Below are 20,925 nucleotides of genomic sequence, written 5' to 3' on the forward strand. Positions count from 1 at the left end.
CTCCCTGATTAAACCATTATCCCTGATATACAATTTTTCCTCTGCAGATTGTACCATAAATCCTGCCCGGAAGTCTCTGCCCAATGAAAGGTGAATTGGAAGATTTGGAAACACTGCTGACATAGCTCCATTCCTCTTCGGGGTTAAATATCACAAGATCAGCGTAGCCGCCTTCCTTCACAGCTCCCGCATCAAAGCCGTACACTTTGGCTGATCCAAGGCTCATTCTATCCAGCAATTCCATAAGAGTAAGATACCCCGGCTTCACCAGCTCTCTGATTCCAAGAGCCAGAGAAGTCTCAAGTCCCGTGATTCCGCTGGGCGCCTTCACCAGGTCACCCCCCTTCTCCTCTCTCGAATGTGGAGCATGGTCTGTGGCGATCATCTCTATAGTTCCATCCTTAAGTCCCTCGATTATAGCCCTGCGGTCACTCTCAAGTCTAAGGGGCGGATTCATCTTGGCCAGCGCTCCGTATTTAAGCACCGCATCCTCTGTCAGGGTAAAATGGTGTGGTGTTGCCTCGGCGTGAACCTTAACTCCCCTCTTTCTTGCCTGCCTTATAAGCTCCACTGACTCCGCTGCGCTGATATGCTGCACCACGATGGAAGCTCCGGTCTTCTCTGCGATGTCGATGTCTCTTTGAACCATTGAGATCTCAGCATCTCTGGGTGAACCCTTGATTCCAAGCCTCTCGGCTACCGCTCCGGCATTTATTCCGTTCTCGCTGATAAAAGAGGGATTCTCTTCGTGAAGACTTATGACCTTATCCCTCTTAGCTGCCTCAACGCAGGCTCTCTCCATGAGATCCGCATCAGTTATAGGCTTGCCGTCATCGGTAAAAAGAATCGCTCCTGCTTCGATAAGTGCGTCCATGTCCACCAGCTCTTTTCCCGCCATTTCCTTAGTGACATTGCCGCAGCAAAGGACATTTATCCCTGTTACAGCACCCCTTGCAAGCACATCCTTGATTGTAGCCACATTATCCATATGAGGATTGGTATTTCCCATCATCACAACGGTGGTAAAACCGCCCTTGGCAGCCGCAGTCGAACCGCTTATTATATCTTCCTTAAAGGTAAATCCCGGATCTCTGAAATGCACATGGCAGTCCACCAGACCGGGCGCCACAACCTTGCCCTCAACATCAATGACCTGATTCGCACTGTCCTTCTCATACTCCGCTATATGGTCACTTCCCGGTTCGCAGATCACGGTTATCCGCTCGCCATCTATAACAATATCTCTTATTTCATCGGTCCCACTTGCGGGATCAATAAGCCTTCCACCCTTTAATATCAGCATTTCGGTCTCCTTTTTCCTTAATCTAATAATTGACTCTCCACAAATTCTCTGAATCTGGGAAGCTTGATTCTTATCTCACCGCGAGTCTCAATATCTATTATTCCTTTTTCTGCCAGCCTTGCTCTTGGTATAGACCACTCACTGTGATTTTTTTTCGTAAGTGTAAGCAGTTCTGTCGCACTCATTGTTTCTTTTTTTACAATAAAACTTAAAAACCACTTATCCTTAGGTGTCAGTTCACTCCAGATTTTCTTATATACTTTTTCGGAAAGAACATCGTCAAAAGCACGCAGCACCTCAGAAGTCATGGTCTCTTCCTTGCTGTCCCACATATACTTCCCCAATGTCTGGTACGCATAGGCATACCCCTTGGTCATGAAAGCCATCTTCTCTGCTTCTTCATAGGAAACATTAAGAGTATTCTGATAATCATCACGAATATAAGTTATATTAAGGGGTGTCATTTCATACTTGGTAGCCCTTAGGAAAAATGTCAGTCCATCTGCGTTTTCTAAGCTCTCAATATCTTCATACAGCCCCGCTACCACCGCAAAGATCGGGAGATTTTCCCTTATAAGTATCTGGAATTCCTGTATAAAATCAACTATCCCCTTGGTTTTCCTCGCTTCATCGATGGTAATCAAAAGCCGCTTCTTTTTCTTCTTTAACTCCTGAAGCAAAACCTTTAAAGCATAATCAATACTGGCTACCGGACTCTTTTTCGAAATGCTGAGTCCTATTCCGAAGGCAGACAGATTAAGATTAGCATCAACAAATTTCGTTAAAAACGGAACTGCACTGTATAGATTGGCAACTATCTCGCTGATAATATCTGAGTCTGAACGAATTCCGATTACAACCCAATCGTCATCTCCTCTGAATTTACGCTCTATATCGGTGAGAGTAACAGTCTTGCCGGTCCCCCTTATTCCCGTAAGCTTAAAGATCTGCTCGTCAGGTTCATCACTTCCGAACTCCTCTGCTATGCTGTCTATTATGAAATTTCTGCTCAGGTATTTGGTGGGAATCTTACCAAAGCTGATGGTATAAGGGTTTTTTACTGCCATAACGCCTCCGAAACAATTCATATAAAACGGTTTATTTTATATAATTCTATATAATAGTATATAATACTATATAATTCTGTTCAATATATATAATTCTATATAATTCTTGTATTTTTATATAAATCAGTGTTTCATTTTTCGTGAAGTCATGAGAGAATATATGAGTCAATTTATCAGTAATGTTTGAAAAGAGGATATTTATATATGATTCGCAGTATTATCGTTGTATTATTTGTTGCCATATTCCTTATCCTAAGCCTTCCCATTCAGGGAGTCTTATGGATAGTCGGAAGATTCAATCCCTGGGCCAAAAAGACAGCATCTCTTGCCATAGTCAGCTGGGCCTTCAGAGTGGTTGCCTTCTTAAGCGGAGTTAAGAAGACCATTATCGGCGAAGAGAACGTTCCCAAGGACCAGTCGGTTCTCTATGTTGGAAATCACAGAGGTATCTTTGATATCGTGCTGTGCTACCCAAGAGTTCCCCGTCCCACAGGCTTCATCGCCAAGAAGGAGATTCTCAAGGTTCCGCTTCTTAATATATGGATGATCTACATGGACTGCCTCTTCCTTGACAGAAGCGACATCAGAAAGGGCCTTGAGATGGTCCTTACAGCCATCGATAAGGTCAAAAACGGTATTTCCATCTTCATCTATCCCGAGGGAACCAGAAACAAGACCGACCAGCCTCTTGGCGAATTCCATAAGGGAAGCTTCAAGATCGCCCAGAAGACCGGCTGCCCCATCGTACCCGTAGTTATCAATCACTCCGAAGAAGTTCTTGAAAAGCATATGCCCTTTATCCGCAGCACCCACGTTACCATCGAGTACTGCAAGCCCATAATCATCAAGGATCTGGACAAGGAAGACCAGAAGAACATTGATCAGTATGTCAAGAACATCATCGAACAAACATATTTAAAGAACCAGTAATACAGGTCTTTCAGCAAATTTTCAGACGCCTTCATCTTAGTATGACAGGCGTCTTTTTTTAATGAAATGTATTGAATATAATTATTAAATTTTTCGAATATTTCGATATTTTTTGAATTTTACTCTTTGTTGTATGGGCAAATCGTAGTATTATAGGAAAAGTATGATAAATGTTACAAGGGGAGTAAAACATATGAAAAAAAGATTGTTGGCCTTATTGCTATCCGTCTCACTCGCAGCGGGAAGCTCAGTAATTTCCTATGCATCCGACTACGAGCCACTTATTACAGAAGATGTAACAGAATTATCGTCAGAAGCGAAAGTTTCGGCTGATGATGAAAATACTGACGAAATAACAACAGACAGCACTACTGAAGACCTATCTGCAGAAGAACTTCTTTTGGAAGAGCTGTCTGAAGAAGAACTTTCTCAGGAAGACTTTTCTGAAGAACTATTGCAGGAAGAATTCTCCGAAGAAGACGCCAACAATTATGAGGTATCAGAATACCCCATCATAGGTTCAGGATACATGGAGATTGAGAATGCCCCGAATATTGTCAATCCTGACATGTCAGGATCCTACTCTCCAAGAGAAGAGGGCTGTCTTGGTCATACCCAGGCAAGTAACGATTATTCCTCTCTCTCTTCCTATAAGACTTCCGGCCTTCCTGCCCTTCGCAACCAGTCTCCCTGGGGAACCTGCTGGGCACATGCCGCTATTGCTCTTGCCGAGATCAATCTGATCAAGCAGGGAATCTACTCCTCAGGAAACATCGATCTATCTGAATTTCACCTTGCATATTTTTCCTATAACTCAGTCAGCGATCCCCTTGGCGGTACAGCCGGAGACAGTAATAAGTTCAAGGGTTCAACCCATATTCTCAACAGAGGAGGCAATCTGCAACTGGCCCAGAACGTGCTGGCTTCCTGGGTTGGCGCAGCAGATGAATCCACTGCTCCTTACCCCACTTCCGAATCCGCATATAAGGCATTAAGTAGCAGTATTGCCTACACTGACAAGGCCCATCTGACTGATTATCTTATCGGAAGCGTCGCTAGCGATAAGAACAGTATCTCCTCCGTCAAAAATCTTATCTATAACTATGGCGCAGTTAACATCGGTGTCTGCGCCGACGAAAGCTACTATGACAGCACCCACAACAGCGTTTATACCCCCGTTAATGTAAGCCAGAATCACGACATCGTACTGGTAGGATGGGATGACAATTTTTCCCGCAATAATTTTATTACCAAGGCTCCCGGCGACGGCGCCTGGATTGTTAGAAACAGCTGGAAAACAGCCTCTTCATCCGCAAACAGTTTTCGCGGTTACTACTATCTGTCTTATTATGACAAGTCCATTTCCGGAGCTGCGATATCCTTTGTTTTCAAAAAGAACAGCAACTATGACCACAATTACCAATACGACGGCGGAATGCAGACAGGCACAGAGAGCTCAGCTGCTGCCGCTGCCAACGTTTTTACCACCAAAGGAAACGAGGATCTGACGGCGGTATCCTTCTATGCTCCCACCCCCGCCTCCTCCTATGACATCAAGATCTATACGCACAAGAGCAGCACCGTTACCAATCCAGAGAACGGCACACTTGTGGGTTCAGCCAGCGGTCAGACCACTTACACAGGCTATTATACCGTTGACCTGACATCACCGATATATCTTGCAGCCGGCACCACCTTTGCTGTCGTAATAACTCTCAAACAAAACGGAGTAAATGCAGGCTACGGCTATGAATCCGCAGTTCACTCTTCGAATTGGTACGATGTAACCACCTCCGCCAAGGCTTATCAGAGCCTGTGCAAATACAGCTCAGGCTGGCAGGACTTTGGCAGCAAAACCAAAGGTAATCTGAGGATCAAGGCTTTTACCAAGGATGCCAAGGCCAAAACAGTGGATGCCACCAAGGTCACCTTTGACAAAGTATCAAACGAAGCCATCTCGCTGGATGTAAATGCCAAGACCACTGTCACAGCCACTGTTTTACCGGAAAATGCCACCAACAAGGCCATCACCTGGAGCACCGGCAACAAAAACGTGGCTGCCATATCCGCATCAGGAAACAGTGTTACTATTCAGGGTGTTTCCTCCGGATCCACAACTGTCACAGCTTCCGTAAACAGCGGCAAGCTCAAAGCCTCTTTTACCGTAAACGTAGTTCAGAAGCTAGGCTCACTCTCCGTGACAGGCGCTTCATCTCTGACCAAAGGAGACACCGCGCAATATACGGTTACTCCCGTCCCTTCTTCCTATAAGCTTGGGACCGTTACCTGGAAGAGCTCAAACACTTCCGTACTCACCGTCAACAGTTCCGGCAAGGCAACCTGCCTCTCTGCCGGCAAAGCAAGGATTACCGCGACATCAGAGGGCATATCAGCCTACATCGATGTAACCTGTGTTGAGCCCGAACCGGAACCCGAGCCTGTACCTATGGAACCTGAGCCGGAACCCGAGCCCTCTGAGCCCGCACCTTCGACACCCACTGAGGATTGGGGCGACATTATCTCCGAAGATCAGAAGCTTTTTGCCAGCGTCAAGGATGTACCCGATAAGGTATGGATCGCAGGTCAGAGCGACACCCCCTACACCGCAGGCCCCATAACCTTCGATGATCTTCGTGTATACGACTGCAAAAAACGACTCACCATAGATAAAGATGTCACCATCAAATACAGCAACAATACCGCTGTCAGCACCGCCACAAGTAAGGCCAAAATAACCGTGACCGGTATTGGCAATTTCAAGGGAAGCACCGCCTTCTACTTCAGCATTCTTCCCCTTGATATCAGTAAGGCCAAGCTTGCGGATATTTCCCTTGAATACAACGGCAAGGTGCAAAAGAGCAACACCAAGGTTCTCTATAAGATCGGCGATACCTACTATGCGCTTGTGAAGGGTACTGATTATACCTGTGACTATTCGCTGGTTAAGGCAGATCCCGGAACCTACAAGGTCACCATAACCGGCAAAGGCACCTATACCGGCACAACCTCCTTCAACGAGATCATTTTTGAACCGGATTCCAAGATAAATATTGCCAAACTCAGTTTCAGAGCAATTACCGTTCAGAAGGCAACCGGCAAAGAGATACGCCCGGAGGTGGTTGTGACAGATACCGCCAACAACTATGTCCTTACAAGCAAGGATATGTCCGTTGAATACTACAACAACATTAATCCCGGAACCGCGACGATTATTATCAAGGGAAAAGGAAACGTCTACACCGGCAGTAAGACAATGACCTTCAGGATAAAGGCCACCTCCATCGCCAAGGCAAAAGCTGATATCAGCCCCATGTCCTATACCGGAAACGCCCTCTCCCCCTCCTATACTCTGACCATCACTTCAGCACAGACCAAGGAGCCGGTGACACTTGTTAAGGGCAAGGACTACACTGCAGAGATAAGCGGTAACGTCAACGCCGGCAAAGGAACAATTACCTTCAAAGGAATCGGAAAATACACAGGAACCTGTACCAAGACCTTTAAGATCACTCCCTGCGATTTTACACTCGGATCCGTTTCGCTTAAGTCCGGAAACCGCAGCTCCTCCTCACAGGAGGCAAGCCTGGGCTCCTTTACCTACACAAAGGGCGGAGTACAGCCATCCTTGAGCCTCTCCTACAAGGGTCAGTCCCTTGTAAACGGCAGAGATTACACCGTCAAATATATTAACAACAAGGCTGTGGGTCAGACAGGCGCCAAGCAGCCAAAACTTGTAGTAACCGGCAAGGGCAACTTCAAGGGAAGCTTCACCAGAACCTTCACGATCAAGCCTTCAAGTCTTAGCAAGACTACAATGAGTATCGACGATGTTGTCTATGTAGGTAAATCCGGCATCTGCAAGCCCACCATCTCCATCTACGATACCAATGGAGCTAAACTCACGGCAGGAACCGACTATGATAAGACCTTCAAGTTCACCTACACCGACGGAAACTACAAGAAAAAAGGCGGAGTCGTAGACAGCAAGGACATTATCCCCGCCGGCACCAAGATAACCATCACCGTCACGGGAAAAGGGGGCTACGCCGGCACAACCAAGTCAGCCAATTTCACCTATGTAAACAGGTCCCTGAATAACGCCACCGTCAAACTCAGGAACCCATCGGTGGTGTACACAGGTAAGGCTGTGTCTGTCAGCACATCGGATTTTACCGTAGCCTCAGGCAAGGATGTATGGCCAACAGGAGCTTATAAGATTGCAAGTATCACACCGGCAACTGATACAGGGGTGGTAAAAGTGACACTGAAGGGTGTCGGAAAATATAACGGAGAATACTACGGCGGACAAAAGACCGTGTCCTTTAAGATAACCGCTAAACCAATCGGATGATCATAAGTAAAGCCCGGGGAATCCAAACAGATTTCCCGGGCTTATTATATCTGTATATATTCTGTAACTCTTAGCCCTTGGCGCCCTTAGTACCGCCGCCAAGCTTAACGCCTTCCAGAACGTTGGTCTCAAAGGAATAAACCACCTTGTGAGCCTCTCTGTCGGCCTTAAGTGCCAGCTCGATCATATTATCAAGAAGTACCTCATACTTCATTCCAAGAGGCTCCCAAAGATAGAAGGAAAGAGAACCCGGAATAGTATTGATCTCATTCAGGTATACCTTGCCACTGGCCTGATCCAGCATAAAGTCAATTCGTGAAACACCGCTGCAGCCAAGGCAGGTAAAGGCATCAACTGCCATTTTTCTGATCTCATCACGCATCTCGGAAGTGATATCTGCGGGAATCTTTCTCTTAAGTGAAGCCATTCCCTTGCTGCCGCCGCTCTTGGCACCGCCCTTAGCTGAGCCCTTGGCTCCGCCGATATACTTATCCTCGAAAGAGAGGATCTCATCTGAGTTGATAGGTTCCTCGCACTCCGATGCCTGTGCGCTCTCATAGTCACCAAGAACTGCGCAGTTGATCTCCTTGAGGTCTGTGATAGCAGGCTCAACAAGGATCTTCTTGGAAAACTCAAATCCAAGCTCGAGAGCTTCCAACAGTCCGTCTCTGTCAGATGCCTTCTTGATTCCGATGCTGGAACCAAGATTAAGAGGCTTGATGATCACAGGATAGGCAAAAGCCTTCTCAATCCTGGAAACAAGTGCGTCAACATCCTCATAGTCCTTCCATGTATAGCACTTGCAGTCAAGTACGGCGATTCCGTTGTCCTTAAGTACAGTCTTCATAACATACTTGTTCATACCAACAGCTGATGAGAGAACATCGCAGCCAACCACAGGAAGTCCCAGGGTAGCAAGGAAGCCCTGAAGGGTTCCGTCCTCAACGTTTGTTCCGTGAACAATAGGGAATGCAACGTCAACGGTTGTGATAACGTTGTTACCAAACTTCTTCTGAGGGTATCTTACAAGAGATACTGTCTCCTTATCCTTGATCCACACTACCTGTGTGCTCTTACTAAGAAGCTGTGGAATATGTGTATATTCCTCGATCTTGCCGATATCCTCGCCAACATAGAAATCATTTTCCTTGGTCATGTATACGGGGATAACCTCGTACTTATCCTTGTTGATATGTCCTATAGCCTGGATTGCAGAGATAATTGAGATCTCATGCTCTGTACTTTTGCCGCCGAATAAAACCGCTACTTTTAACTTCATAATATCCTTCTTTCTTAATAAAACCTATATCAATAATTATCGGGAAGATCGTTCTCCAAAAGGATTACCTTATCCCTTCCCGCATCAAGCTCATACATCAGCTGTGAAGCCTCATTGAAGCTGTTCTTCACAAAGAGCCTCTCGCTGTCAAAGCCGGCCTCCAAAATGCCCTCTTTAATGGCATGGGTCTGCTTCTCTCCAACAAGAATAATATAATCGCAAACAGCTGCTGCCTGCTTGCCAAACTCCTTGTTGTACTCATCCTCTTTTTCACCCAGCTCAACCATTCCGGGGGTAACCAGGATCTTGACGTTTCCTTCAAAAAGAGAAAGTGTATCAAGAGCAACCTTGGCTCCGTTGGGATTGGAATTGTAAGCATCATCCAGAATAGAAACATTGCCGTGCCTTGTAAGTTCAAGTCTGTGAGGCACGCTCTGAAGGCGCCTTACCGCCATCTTCAGCTTGGTAAGGGGTATGCCCAGGCTGCTGGCGCAGGCAATTGCTCCCATGATGTTCTCTACATTGTGCTGACCCACAAGTCTTGTGGAAAACTCAGCTGTCTCGCCGGCAGGAGTTGTTACGGTAAAGCTTGTTCCTGCTCCGGTAACCTTAAGGTCTGTGGCCCTGAAGTCGCATCCTTCAGACAGTCCGTAGGTAACGGCATCCTTGTATTTCATATTGGCGCGAATGATCTCATTGTCGCCGTTGACAAACTTAAGGTGCTTGCCGGGGGCCTTGCCCTCCTCCTTCTCCTTCTGATCCACCGCATCCAGCAGCTCATACTTGGTGCTGATGATGTTATCAAGACTGTTAAAGGTCTCAAGGTGCTGGTAGCCGATAGAAGTGACGATTCCGTCATCAGGATGAACAAAATCCGTGATCTCTTTTATATCATGTAAATGCCTTGCTCCCATCTCGCAGACGAAAATCTCATGGGTAGGCTTCATATGCTCTCTTATGGTTCTGACAATTCCCATGGGAGTGTTGAAGCTCTCCGGTGTCATAAGGACCCTGAAGCCCTCGGACAAAAGAGTTGTCAGATAGTACTTAACGCTGGTCTTACCGTAGCTTCCGGTAATGCCTATGATTCTAAGGTTCTTGTTGCTTCGAAGAATTCTTACCGCATCGTTAATATAATGCTGATTGATGCCCTTTTCAATTGGCATATTGATGAAATTGGCAATTGCCGGGATAAAAGGAATCAGCGCCATATAAATAAACGCAGGTCTGTATATATTTCCACCAATTGACGCATTGCCCCTTGCAGATTCTATAAGCAAAACAATCCAAGGAAGGAAAAGTATCAGAACTGACAATACAGTGTATGTCGCAAACAAGCGCTTAACTCTGGCTGTTACCACGAACTTTTTCTTGGCAGGCTTTGGTATATACCTAAAAAGAAGCCACAAATATGCAGCGCCAAGCACAAGTCCTCCTGCAATTCGCACAGGCTTGTGAAGAAGTTCCACCGCTCTCTCGGCAATTCCCCTTATTAAAAAGAGAAAATGCGCCAGCAGCAACAGCTTACTGTTTCGCAGGTGTCTGAAATACCCCTGGAACTGATAGCTGGAGAGCTGCAGCATATGGGTGTGATAACGAAGTCCCAATACCGCTAAGATTATCGGCGGTGCGTACACCAACAAAACTAATGCAAAAACCATAAAAAACCTCACATCAAGTAAACTTTAGTCAATTCCCAAAAAACTTCCGAGAATCCTGTTGTACAGAACAGGGTTCTCTAAAAATGAATAGTGGCCAACCCCATTAATAACAGCAAGCCCTGCCTCAGGCATAAGTTTCTCCATCTGCTGCCCGTCAGAAAGCGGGGTCGCAGTATCCCTGTCCCCCCAGATAAGAAGAGCCGGCATTGTAACAGAAGGCATATAGGGCGCAAGATCCTCATTGACCACCTTAACAAGACTCTGTCTCATAACAGGCGAAGCAGCCGCATAGTCCGCACTTCCGAACTTCTTCTGAAGAGCATCCAGAGTTCCCGGGAACAGCTTGACGATTCCGGTCTTGGTAATAAGATTCTTGTAGAACTTGTATCTCTTGGTCCTCTTATTCTGAGCCTTAGTCCTCACAGGCTTGATTCCCGCAGCATCTGTAAGAATAACCTTCGGCACGGTAAAATCAGCCTTGATCCTTCCGTCATGTACTGCGCTGGTGAGCTTGATTATAACCCTGCCTCCCATGGAATGGCCAAGGAACATGATCTCCTTCTCATCAGGATACAGCTCCTTAATAAAAGCCAGGACAAAATTCACATAATCATCCACATCCATAGGCTCTTTTGGCTCATCGCTCTTACCAAAGCCGGGCATATCCATCGCAACAACGTGATACTTACCCTTGGTAAAATCAATAATGCCCTTAAAGAGCTCAATGTTGGAGCCCCATCCGTGCAGAAGCACCAGCATGGGTCCTTGTCCCTCATCTATATAATTGATATTAAGTCCATTAATATTTGTATTCATATCGTAACCATCTTAGCACCGACCACCGGCCTTTTCAAATTCCTTATCCTTGCAAATACATGGTAAAAAATGCTGATATCACTTAACGCCGCCCAGCATCAGTATCAAAAGCGCATCCTGCTGCGGATCGTGCATAACACCACTCCTGCCGGCATCCGCATATGTCCTCTCTGTGTCATCCGTAAGGTAATTCACAGCCTCCGGATTCATTCCCAGCATATAATGGGCGTGATTTTCAATAATCGTGGTATATTCGTGGTTATAGATAATATGATTGGTTATTGACAGGCACCTCATATCATCCAGCATTTTCTCAAAATCGCCAGGATTCTCAGGCTCAGCTACTTTAAAAACCTCCTCCGAGGATTCCTTGGCAATGTCCTCCGCCTCTTTCATAAGAGCCTTCATTATAACGCTGCAGCGCTCCATATCAACGGGCTGGCTCGTAGAAATATAGGTCACAGCCCCCAGGAAAATATTCTCATCCTCATGAAACTTATCCATAAAGTCCTTGCCTGCAAAAAAGCTGTCAAGAACCTCCACGTAGGTATCACTTCCCGTCGCTCTGTAGAGCTGCGCGGCAGCCTTGAATGCCCCGCTGCTATCCTCAGCCTTCTGGTTGTTCAAAAAGCAGGTAAAGGCCTTATCGGCAGCCCTAAGACAGGTAGTTGCATAGGAAGAATCATACTTCTGATAAAAATAGGAAAATCTGGCCATCATGGATGCAAAGGATATGGTGGCCTCCATTGACACCGGTGTCACCACAACAGGTCTTGCAAATACGTCCTCGTCCTCTGACCCGGTCGTAAGAGCAGCTCCGTACTCGCCTCCGGTCTTTGGATCCTGCATCTTAAGAAGCCAGTCCACCTCATATCTGATCTCATCCAGAATATCCGGAACACCGTTGCCGCTCTCCGGAATCCCGCTGTCATCGGTATAAGACTCGGGATTAAGCTCATAGGCAATAAGAAGCTCCTCCGCTATCCGGCTGCCAAGAGCAGCGTCTCTGTCACCCTGGCTGTCCATGTGCCAGCCTCCGGTAGCATCCAGTTCTGTCTGGGGATCCTCCTTGAGATGTGCCATAGCGGTATGACAGGCGCTGTGGGCATTCTTGCCGGCATTTTCCTCAGATAGGCTCGTTCCGCATCTATTAATGTAATATCTCTTGCAGGCACTGCTCAGCAGCTCGTCGTACAGATTCTCTTTAATCGTAAAAGAATAGGACTCGCCCAAGGTATCCGTATAAATACAGTATCTGCCCGGTTCCTTGAACTCCGTAAACCTTGCTGCGCAGTACTCCTCATCACCGCTTCGTCCGTAGCTCTGTACCTGTCCGGTATATACAACATCCCCGGTATCAAGGTTTTTAACAAAGAAGTCGCCTTCAAGATCAGTGCCCTTAAATATCACCATCTTATCAGAGTCCGTTTTAAATCCGAGCTGATCCACAAGTGTTCCCGGAAGCTGAACCGGCGACTCATAATCGGTGCTGATATCCCCTGAGACCATATTTACCGGAGCTGCTACAGGTGCCTCGCTTTTTTCCTCAACCGAAGAAGCGCCGCAGCCTGCGACGCTTCCAAGCAGTATTGCAACTGCCAAATATTCAGATAATCTGTCCGCCCTCAAAAAATGCTTCATAACACCTTTATTTTACGCGGTTATAGTTAATCAGGCAACCATCAAGAATAATTTGTCTCTCATCATCGGTAAGTCCGCCAAGAGTCAGGGTAAACTCTGTGAGTGCGCCGTCCTTAACTGCGAAGGCCCTGATCTCGCTGTCCTTGTTCTCAACTGCCTTCCTGATTCCGGGAAGGAAGATGTAGTCAAGGTTCTTGAAGGGAAGCTCGCCCTCCTTGATGATGAAAGGAAGCATACCCCAGTTGATAAGGTTGGAGCGATAACGCTTGGTGGCATACTCGTTGGCGATGTTAGCCCAGCCTCCGAGAACCTTCTGACAGGAAGCTGCCTGCTCTCTCGCAGATCCGTCACCGGGCTTAACTGCGAAAATGGTGGAGCCAATGCCGGTGTTGGCTGCGCTCACCTCAGGGAACTGTGTAAGTACAGCCTTAGCTGCTGCAGCGGTGTCCTCGCTCATCTTGTCAAAAGGAACATCCTCACGTCTCTTAAGCTCCTGTGCATATACCTCTTTGGCTCTTCCAACGTACTCAGGATCCTTTCTGGAAAGAGTGAACTCCGCAAGACCAAGAGGATTGGATCTGTAGGAGGAAGTCTCACCTGAAGGAATGAGCTCATCGGTAGTTGTTACGGGATCGTGGATCTCAGAAACAACCTTAAGGAGGAGATTGTCGGTAAGTGCCACCATGCTGGGCCAGTCCTTGATGTTGGGACCAAGCTGAAGCTCTACCGAAGGGTCTGCCTTGCCCTTGGAATCAAATACGCGGTTAGCGTAGATCTTGCTGTCAAAATGATATTTGTACTTCTCGAAGCTAGCGTCAAACTCAGTAGCCGGAGTCAGTATGCCCTGATTAGCTGCGGTTGCGGCAATTGATCTTGCATCCATAAGTGCAACGGAAGCAACCTGGCCGTTCTGAACCTTGGAACCTTCTCTATTGGGGAAGTTTCTGGTTGAATGTCTGATACTGAAGGCGTTGTTGGCAGGTGTATCTCCGGCGCCGAAGCAGGGTCCGCAGAAAGCAGTCTTGAGGATCGCACCTGACTCAAGGATTGCTGCTGCCGCTCCGTTTTTGACAATCTCCATATAAATAGGTGTGGATGCGGGATATACACTAAGGGTGAATCTGTCGTTACCGATGAACTTGCCCTTAAGGATATCAGCTGCAGCGCAGATATTCTCAAATCCGCCGCCGGCGCAGCCTGCGATGATTCCCTGATCAACAAGGAGCTTGCCGTCCTTAATCTTACTCTGAAGTGAGAAATCAACCTTGTCACCAAAGCTTACCTTAGCGCGCTTCTCAACGTCTGCAAGGATATCAGCCGCATTTGCGTTAACCTCTGCGATCTCATATACGTTGCTGGGGTGGAAAGGCATTGCGATCATTGGATTAAGGCTGGAAAGGTCAACCTTAACAACTCCGTCGTAGTAAGCAACCTTGCCGGGCTTAAGCTCCTTATATGCTTCGCTTCTACCATGGATCTCATAGAAATCCTTGATCTCATCATCTGTCTGCCAGATTGAGGACAGGCAGGTGGTCTCTGTTGTCATTACGTCAACGCCGATACGGAAGTCAGCGGACAGCTTGGCAACGCCGGGTCCTACGAACTCCATAACCTTGTTCTTGACATAGCCGTCGCCGAATACCTTGCCGATTATGGCAAGAGCCACGTCCTGAGGTCCAACTCCCTTCTTGGGTTCGCCTTCAAGATAGATGGCAACAACGCCGGGCATATCAACGTCGTAGGTCTGTCCAAGGAGCTGCTTAACCAGCTCGGGGCCGCCCTCTCCGATAGCCATTGTACCCAGTGCTCCGTATCTTGTGTGGGAGTCGGAACCAAGGATCATAGCTCCGCTCTCAGCCAGCATCTCTCTTGCAAACTGATGAATTACCGCCTGATGAGGTGGTACATAGATTCCGCCGTATTTCTGAGCTGCGGTAAGTCCAAACATGTGATCATCTTCGTTGATGGTTCCGCCTACCGCGCACAGTGAGTTATGGCAGTTGGTCAAAACGTAGGGAATAGGGAATTTCTCAAGTCCTGAAGCTCTTGCTGTCTGGATGATTCCCACGTAGGTGATGTCATGGGAAGTAAGCTTGTCGAACTTGACACAGAGCTTGTCCATATTTCCGGAAGTGTTGTGTTTACTGAGAATTCCGTAAGCGATGGTGTTCTTTTTAGCGCTCTCCTTAGTTACAGAGCCTTCTCCAAGAGCAGCCAGCTGAGCATTAGCCTGTGAATCATCGGGTATCAAAGTATTACCATTTACCAGATAGCATCCGGTTTCCAACGTTGTAACCATAAAATTCCTCCTGCCTTTTTGTACTTTTTTATTGCCGTCATACATGTATACAATTATTCTAAGCGCCATAATACCATAATCGGCACCATGTTGGTAGTGGCAAAATTAATGTGAATCGAGGATTTTCTGCAGTTCTTTTGTAACAAGTTCATATCCCGCGAGCCTAAGGTCCTCTCTGAAGGCCGCCACCTCTTCCTCCGGACTCATCCTGTAGTTACCGTAGATTATCTCCGGGATGTATTTGGCGCATACTTCATTAATCCTGTCCACTCTTTCGCTTATATCTGCCGTGGCAAAAGGATATTGATCCCAAGGGTAGTCCATGGCCACCTGCTCATACTCTTTTAACAGCTCATTGTAATCCTCCCAGGCAGCTCCGGAATCCTGTATCTCCAGAGCATCACGCCTGCCCCACCAGAAGTTGGTGGTTATGCTGTCCTTGTCGGGATTGTAGCCGCTTGGCTTCTCCAGCATGCCCTCATCGTTGATCTCATACTGAGTCCCTTCTATTCCATATCGGATGAGCCTGTAGCAGGTCTCGTCGTTTCTAAGATAATCGTAGACCATAAGGGCTTTTTCCGGATTCTTTGACCTTGCGCTGACGGCCATTGCCCCATGAAGTATACTGGTTCGAAGGAGATTCCCGGATTCCTTGCCAAACCAGAAGAACTTCGCATCAGCCCCCACCTGCGACAGTTCAAGGGAAGGCTTGGTCTCCGTGTAATATTTCTGCGTGTGGTGCTGATCCACAGAGGTGATTCCCTGCAGGAACTCCTCAGTATTGTCGCCGGCAACGGAATTATCAGATCTGAATACCCCGATCTGGTTCCACTCCCTCATGAGCCTGGCGAACTCCACCAGTTCCTCTCCTTTGTAAAAAGGGGATCTTAGCGTACCCAAATCGTTGTTGTACGCACCCCATATTCCGTATGTTGTTATTTCATAAATTGGAACATATTTGGTCTTGGACATGAGATAGCCCAGCGCCACCACAGAAATGTCGCCGGAAGCATCCCAAGGTATCATGTCGGGATAATTCTCCCTGACATACAGAAAATAGTTAGTCAGATCTTCCCAGGTCTCCACAGAGTTGATCCCCGCCTGCCCTGCGATATCACCTCTGTAGATAAAGCCGTGGTTGGTCCACTGCTCATACTCATTCTCCGGGATAAAATAGATATTACCGTTATACTTACAAGCCTCCCACTGGGAGCTGCTGACATTGGCATAGGTCCTGGGACAGTATGTCCTTATCATTTCCTCCGTCATGGGAAGGAAATTGCCGTTTACAACATTTTTCCAGGCATCAAGCCAGTCCGTTCCGGTCCCCACCAGGTCGATGTTAACCGTCTCTTCACTCAATGTCCGGTTATAATTCTCAAGATAATCGGTCCAGCTGACGTAAAAAATATCCAGCCTTGCGTTTATCTCTTTTTCCAGAATCTTATTGATCCTCTCCACAACCTCCTCGGTCCTTCCGTTGGTTGGTTTGTCACCGATGGTCATATAGGTTATGGTTACCGGCTTTTCCATGAAGTTAACAGCCGGATAGAGCGAATTTTCCCTGCTGCCGCCCATGCCGCAGGAGCACAGTATCGGCAGTAGCAATACTATTACAAGTACCATGGAAAAAAGTCTCTTTTTCAACCGGGATTCCCTTTCTGCTCTTTTTCAGCTTTGTTTCTGATCCTCAGTTCCACAAAAAATTCCTTGAGAAGGGCGCTGCACTCGGCCCCAAGAACTCCTCTTTTTACCGTGACCTGATGATTAAAATCAGGGTTGTTCAAAATATCAAGTACTGTACCGCCGCAGCCGGACTTAGGACTCTCAGCTGCCATTATAACCTCCGGGATACGGGCCTGAACTATGGCTCCGGCGCACATCTGGCAGGGTTCAAGGGTCACATAGAGTTTGCACCCCTCCAGTCTCCAGTCTCCTATTACTTTACTGGCCTTCTTGATAGCCGTGATCTCCGCATGGGCCAGCGTTGTCTTGTCTGTATTTCTTCTGTTGTAACCACGGCCTATGATCTTGTCCTCATAGACTATGACGCAGCCGATGGGCACTTCTCCCAGTTTGTAGGCTTTTTTGGCCTGGGTGATGGCCGCCTTCATATATTTGATGTCCTGCTGCTCCTCCGGGCTAATCTCCTGCCGGGGTCTTATCTTTTTTGCCATATAATAACAATTCCTTTTGTCATTTCACACATTTCATATCAAATTAGTAGTAATTGCCAAGATTATCTGATATAATAGGCAACACGCTATTTTAATTATAAGTTCTATTAACATAACACGCAAATCCGGATACAAGGAGAATTAAATGAGAATTTCCACCAAAGGCAGATATGCCCTCAGAGTAATGATAGATCTTGCAGTTAACGACAAGGGTGAATTCATCGCCCTCAAGGATATTTCCGCAAGGCAGAACATCACCATCAAATATCTCGAGCAGATTGTGACCGTCCTTAACAAGGCCGGCTTTCTTCGCAGCATGCGCGGCAACAACGGCGGACACCGCCTGGCAAGAGCCCCCAAGGACTACGTTGTGGGCGACATCCTTCGCGTGATGGAAGGTAACCTTTCCCCCGTGGAGTGCGCCGCCAAGGAGAGCGGTGTTGAGTGCCCCTTATCCGACAACTGCGTAACCTTAAGCTTCTGGCAGGGGCTGGATAAGGTGGTTAATGATTACGTGGATAAATTCACCCTGGAGGATCTTGTGGTTCAGTACCGTAGGGGCGAGAGTGATTGAGGTAGGCACTACATTTAACTAAAGTGACAGGCACTACATTTAACTAAAGTGACAGGCACTACAGTAAACTAAAGTAAAAATCACTTTAGCTTACTGCAGTGCCTGTCACTTTAGTTAAATGCAGTGCCTGTCACTTTATCCCGCCGCAGTGCCTGTCACCAAAAAGCGGCTCTGGGAGAGATGCATGCACGTCCCCCGCAAGCAACAGGCACCCTTACAACACATGAGAGGTTCTGTTTAGTGCTGCTTCGTTCCCGACCTGACACGGTTCGCAGATTCCCATTGCATAAGACCCGCTGCTAAACAAGAAGGACTGCTACATACACCTCTCGCAAAGCCGCTATATAAATATACTTAAAATTAGTAATTTTAGCAAGTACTATTTTATCAGCTGTTTCTGCTCTCCAGATACTTCATATAGCTGATAACCATGAGCGCGATCTTGAAGGTCAGCGCATCGTCAAACTTTCTGACATCAAGTCCCGAGCTCTTTTCCAGCTTCTCAATCCTGTACACCAGCGTATTTCTGTGAACAAACAGCTGTCTTGAAGTCTCAGACACGTTCAGGTTGTTCTCAAAGAACTTGCTGATGGTGTTAAGAGTCTCCTCATCAAGGTCATCCGGAACCTCTTTTCCTCCGAAGATCTCATCTATAAAGATCCTGCACAGGCTCTCGGGAAGCTGATAGATAAGCCTTCCGATTCCCAGCTCGTTGTAAGCATTGACTCTCTTCTCTGCGTAAAAGATTCTTCCAACATCAAGGGCCATCTTGGCTTCCTTGTAGGACTTGGACAGGTCCTTGATCTCCTCAACGATGGTTCCGTAGGATACCCTTACATTAAGCATCGCCTCGGTATTCATCATATCCACGATGGTCGTGGCGATCTGCGCAATGTCGTTGTAATTCTGGCTTCTGGCGAGAGTCTTGATAAGAATGACGTTATTCTCATCAACTGCTGTCACATAGTCCCCGGAGTGCTGACCATACATGCTGCTCAGTAGCTCCTGAGCGGTGTTGTCCTGGGAGTGCCTTGTCTCAACCAGAATAATAACGCGGGGAACATTGACCTCGATCTTGAGCTTCCTGGCCCTGTTATATACGTCAATAAGAAGCATATTGTCCAAAAGAAGATTCTGGAAAAAGTTGTTCCTGTCGAACCTCTCCTTGTAGGCAACTATAAGATTCTGCAGCTGGCTGACACCGATCTTGCCGATCATGTAGGCGTGCTCGCTGTCGCCCTTGGCCAGAAGAACATAAGCGGGATCTCCCTCATCCAGCACCTTGAACAGATGAACATCTCCGATAACCTGGGAATCCACCGGAGAATTGGCAAAACCTATTATTATGGAAATATCAAGAAATTCCCTCTCTGAGGTTGCTGCCACCACTTCTCCACCAAGATCCATGACACATAGCTCAACCTTGGAAATGGCCCCGAGTTCCTCAATACTTGCTCTTATAGTCTGCGCTGATATCATAACTATTGCTCCTTTTTTAGGCATTTACTGCAAATGACACTATATCACATTGATGCGAATTGCTCCATATCTAACATTATAATAGCACAATCTTCCCGGAGTATGTTAAAATCCACAATATATAGAAGCACAATTCACATTTTATTGTTTTTATTCCAAAAAAAGAATACGCGCATGGCCGCAGTATTTCTTCTGGCCAACGGTTTTCTACGCTTGCCGGTCTTGTGCTACAAGAAAATGAGCCGCGGTTTCCCGCGGCTCATCATCTGCCATCTCGTGAATTTTCCGGCAAGGCACGACATTACCACTTCCTCTTCCGGAAGCAATCCGGCCCTTATCATTCCTACGTCTTTTTCCCGTTTCAACGTTCCTGTTCACTATCTTCTTGAACTTACATAACATCAAAACCTCATCTCAAAGCACTAGCTTCACACTTACATATTCACAGTATTAAGTTTTCAGAAATCCTTTGGCCCTCCTGCCTCCTTCTGTTTCCGTAATCCATCGCATCGTACCCCTTAACTTCGTGGGCCCGACTACTGCATACTAACGTAGTTCCGTAGAACCTATAACCCACAAGGGCGCCTACTTCGATCTTCAATACATCCTTGTCCCAACTTCCGATAATCGATTGAACCGGCCGAAGCCGCGAGCAACCAACCCGGGCAAGTTATTAAAGCTGTCCCATTATTCACATCTTTTCAGGAACGCCTCGCCATCTCTTGATTCATTTTGAGTAATTCTAGTTACTCAATATCCTCGTAAAATGACGGCCCTTGCCAGAACGTACTCCATCTTTCAATAAACTCTTGTAGACATCCATCTCCAACTTTTCCGTTAACGTACTTCGGGGACCTCTTCAAACCCTCTCTCAAGGGTCCGTCCTTCGACACCCATCGCTATGTATGTCGCCATGAAAGGCGAGAATCGGCTTTAATATGGCAGCCCCAGAATTGATGCAAGCATCATCCTCTTCATCTCCGGATCGTTCTCAAGGAGATTGTAATATCCTCCGATTTCGGTGATATTCAGAGGTGCGGGAATTCGGGCTCTTGCTGTATCGCATTCCATTGCAGCTTTCCTGAGAGCCAGCCTTTTAAGTTCCATGGCTTCCTCTGAGGTCTCCTGTTCCAGAATCCTGGCCAAAGCAAGCTCAATAGCCTCTGTTCCGATGAGTTTTTCAGCCTCTTTTTGAGTCTCTTTTCCGCCTTCTTTTCCGGTCTCTTTTCCGGTTTCCTTTCCGGTCTCTTTTCCGGTCTCTGCGCCGGTCTCGGCCTTAGGATCTTTATCTTCAGTTCCCATATTTTTTCTCCTTTTCCGCTGCGTTCATTTATCTATGTCACCGATA

15 protein-coding genes and 1 other RNA gene are annotated in these 20,925 nt (G+C 47.0%); 4 read left to right on the forward strand and 12 right to left on the reverse strand.

The window, feature by feature from the left end:
• Positions 1-16: 16 nt before the first annotated feature.
• Positions 17-1,303, reverse strand: coding sequence for a dihydroorotase (locus NXH67_RS07890; RefSeq protein WP_272797019.1), 1,287 nt, complete (start codon positions 1,301-1,303; stop codon positions 17-19).
• 17 nt (positions 1,304-1,320) lie between these two features.
• Positions 1,321-2,370, reverse strand: coding sequence for a hypothetical protein (locus tag NXH67_RS07895; RefSeq protein ID WP_022779747.1), 1,050 nt, complete (start codon positions 2,368-2,370; stop codon positions 1,321-1,323).
• A gap of 204 nt (positions 2,371-2,574) precedes the next feature.
• On the opposite strand from NXH67_RS07895, the gene NXH67_RS07900 reads away from it, so the two are divergent.
• Entirely contained in the window at positions 2,575-3,300 is a 726-nt protein-coding gene (locus NXH67_RS07900) for a lysophospholipid acyltransferase family protein (RefSeq protein ID WP_272797020.1), read from the forward strand.
• Positions 3,301-3,493: 193 nt separating this feature from the next.
• Positions 3,494-7,651 carry a lectin like domain-containing protein gene (locus NXH67_RS07905; RefSeq protein WP_272797021.1) on the forward strand — a complete coding sequence of 1,386 codons (4,158 nt, stop codon included), beginning with the start codon at positions 3,494-3,496 and terminating at the stop codon, positions 7,649-7,651.
• A 70-nt stretch (positions 7,652-7,721) separates the two neighbouring features.
• Here the strand turns inward: NXH67_RS07905 and NXH67_RS07910 are convergent, their stop codons facing one another.
• From NXH67_RS07910 to tadA, 7 genes are all read right to left on the reverse strand, one after another.
• On the reverse strand, positions 7,722-8,930 hold the full coding sequence (locus tag NXH67_RS07910) for a D-alanine--D-alanine ligase family protein (RefSeq protein ID WP_022779750.1): 1,209 nt from the start codon (positions 8,928-8,930) through the stop codon (positions 7,722-7,724).
• A 29-nt stretch (positions 8,931-8,959) separates the two neighbouring features.
• The gene (locus NXH67_RS07915) at positions 8,960-10,591 is read right to left on the reverse strand and encodes a UDP-N-acetylmuramoyl-tripeptide--D-alanyl-D-alanine ligase (RefSeq protein WP_272797022.1); all 1,632 of its coding nucleotides are present in this window, start codon (positions 10,589-10,591) and stop codon (positions 8,960-8,962) included.
• A gap of 24 nt (positions 10,592-10,615) precedes the next feature.
• Entirely contained in the window at positions 10,616-11,407 is a 792-nt protein-coding gene (locus tag NXH67_RS07920) for an alpha/beta fold hydrolase (RefSeq protein ID WP_272797023.1), read from the reverse strand.
• Positions 11,408-11,485: 78 nt separating this feature from the next.
• Positions 11,486-13,048 (reverse strand): glycoside hydrolase family 9 protein, encoded by a 1,563-nt coding sequence (locus tag NXH67_RS07925; protein WP_272797024.1) that lies wholly within the window; start codon positions 13,046-13,048, stop codon positions 11,486-11,488.
• A 7-nt stretch (positions 13,049-13,055) separates the two neighbouring features.
• On the reverse strand, positions 13,056-15,347 hold the full coding sequence (locus tag NXH67_RS07930) for a hydratase (protein WP_022779754.1): 2,292 nt from the start codon (positions 15,345-15,347) through the stop codon (positions 13,056-13,058).
• Between the two features lie 105 nt (positions 15,348-15,452).
• Positions 15,453-16,994, reverse strand: coding sequence for a DUF3502 domain-containing protein (locus NXH67_RS07935; RefSeq protein ID WP_272797025.1), 1,542 nt, complete (start codon positions 16,992-16,994; stop codon positions 15,453-15,455).
• Positions 16,991-17,524, reverse strand: a complete 534-nt coding sequence (gene tadA / locus NXH67_RS07940) for a tRNA adenosine(34) deaminase TadA (protein WP_272797026.1) — start codon at positions 17,522-17,524, stop codon at positions 16,991-16,993. The genes NXH67_RS07935 and tadA overlap by 4 nt, the downstream gene beginning before the upstream one ends.
• Before the next feature lie 145 nt (positions 17,525-17,669).
• On the opposite strand from tadA, the gene NXH67_RS07945 reads away from it, so the two are divergent.
• Positions 17,670-18,098 carry an RrF2 family transcriptional regulator gene (locus NXH67_RS07945; protein WP_022779757.1) on the forward strand — a complete coding sequence of 143 codons (429 nt, stop codon included), beginning with the start codon at positions 17,670-17,672 and terminating at the stop codon, positions 18,096-18,098.
• Between the two features lie 157 nt (positions 18,099-18,255).
• Here NXH67_RS07945 and ffs read toward each other — a convergent pair.
• An RNA gene (gene ffs, locus NXH67_RS07950) (signal recognition particle sRNA large type) lies at positions 18,256-18,490 on the reverse strand.
• Positions 18,486-19,577, reverse strand: a complete 1,092-nt coding sequence (locus NXH67_RS07955; protein WP_022779758.1) for a PucR family transcriptional regulator — start codon at positions 19,575-19,577, stop codon at positions 18,486-18,488. Before NXH67_RS07955 ends, ffs begins: the two co-directional genes overlap by 5 nt.
• Positions 19,578-19,751: 174 nt before the next feature.
• Here NXH67_RS07955 and NXH67_RS07960 point away from each other — a divergent pair, with 174 nt between their 5' ends.
• Positions 19,752-19,976: a hypothetical protein gene (locus NXH67_RS07960; RefSeq protein WP_272797027.1), complete on the forward strand. Its 225-nt coding sequence runs from the start codon at positions 19,752-19,754 to the stop codon at positions 19,974-19,976.
• Between the two features lie 534 nt (positions 19,977-20,510).
• On the opposite strand, the gene NXH67_RS07965 is transcribed toward NXH67_RS07960, so the two are convergent.
• Entirely contained in the window at positions 20,511-20,879 is a 369-nt protein-coding gene (locus NXH67_RS07965; protein ID WP_272797028.1) for a hypothetical protein, read from the reverse strand.
• Positions 20,880-20,925: the final 46 nt, after the last annotated feature.

The sequence above is a fragment of the Butyrivibrio sp. DSM 10294 genome (assembly GCF_028539135.1).
GTDB lineage: Bacteria > Bacillota > Clostridia > Lachnospirales > Lachnospiraceae > Butyrivibrio.

Coding starts and splice junctions, on each gene's coding strand:
- NXH67_RS07890 (WP_272797019.1), bottom strand. CDS start 1,303: ATGCTGATATTAAAGGGTGGAAGGCTTATTGATCCCGCAAGTGGGACC.
- NXH67_RS07900 (WP_272797020.1), top strand. CDS start 2,575: ATGATTCGCAGTATTATCGTTGTATTATTTGTTGCCATATTCCTTATC.
- NXH67_RS07920 (WP_272797023.1), bottom strand. CDS start 11,407: ATGAATACAAATATTAATGGACTTAATATCAATTATATAGATGAGGGA.
- NXH67_RS07915 (WP_272797022.1), bottom strand. CDS start 10,591: ATGGTTTTTGCATTAGTTTTGTTGGTGTACGCACCGCCGATAATCTTA.
- NXH67_RS07955 (WP_022779758.1), bottom strand. CDS start 19,577: ATGATATCAGCGCAGACTATAAGAGCAAGTATTGAGGAACTCGGGGCC.
- NXH67_RS07945 (WP_022779757.1), top strand. CDS start 17,670: ATGAGAATTTCCACCAAAGGCAGATATGCCCTCAGAGTAATGATAGAT.
- NXH67_RS07960 (WP_272797027.1), top strand. CDS start 19,752: ATGGCCGCAGTATTTCTTCTGGCCAACGGTTTTCTACGCTTGCCGGTC.
- NXH67_RS07925 (WP_272797024.1), bottom strand. CDS start 13,048: ATGAAGCATTTTTTGAGGGCGGACAGATTATCTGAATATTTGGCAGTT.
- NXH67_RS07895 (WP_022779747.1), bottom strand. CDS start 2,370: ATGGCAGTAAAAAACCCTTATACCATCAGCTTTGGTAAGATTCCCACC.
- NXH67_RS07930 (WP_022779754.1), bottom strand. CDS start 15,347: ATGGTTACAACGTTGGAAACCGGATGCTATCTGGTAAATGGTAATACT.
- tadA (WP_272797026.1), bottom strand. CDS start 17,524: ATGGCAAAAAAGATAAGACCCCGGCAGGAGATTAGCCCGGAGGAGCAG.
- NXH67_RS07910 (WP_022779750.1), bottom strand. CDS start 8,930: ATGAAGTTAAAAGTAGCGGTTTTATTCGGCGGCAAAAGTACAGAGCAT.
- NXH67_RS07965 (WP_272797028.1), bottom strand. CDS start 20,879: ATGGGAACTGAAGATAAAGATCCTAAGGCCGAGACCGGCGCAGAGACC.
- NXH67_RS07905 (WP_272797021.1), top strand. CDS start 3,494: ATGAAAAAAAGATTGTTGGCCTTATTGCTATCCGTCTCACTCGCAGCG.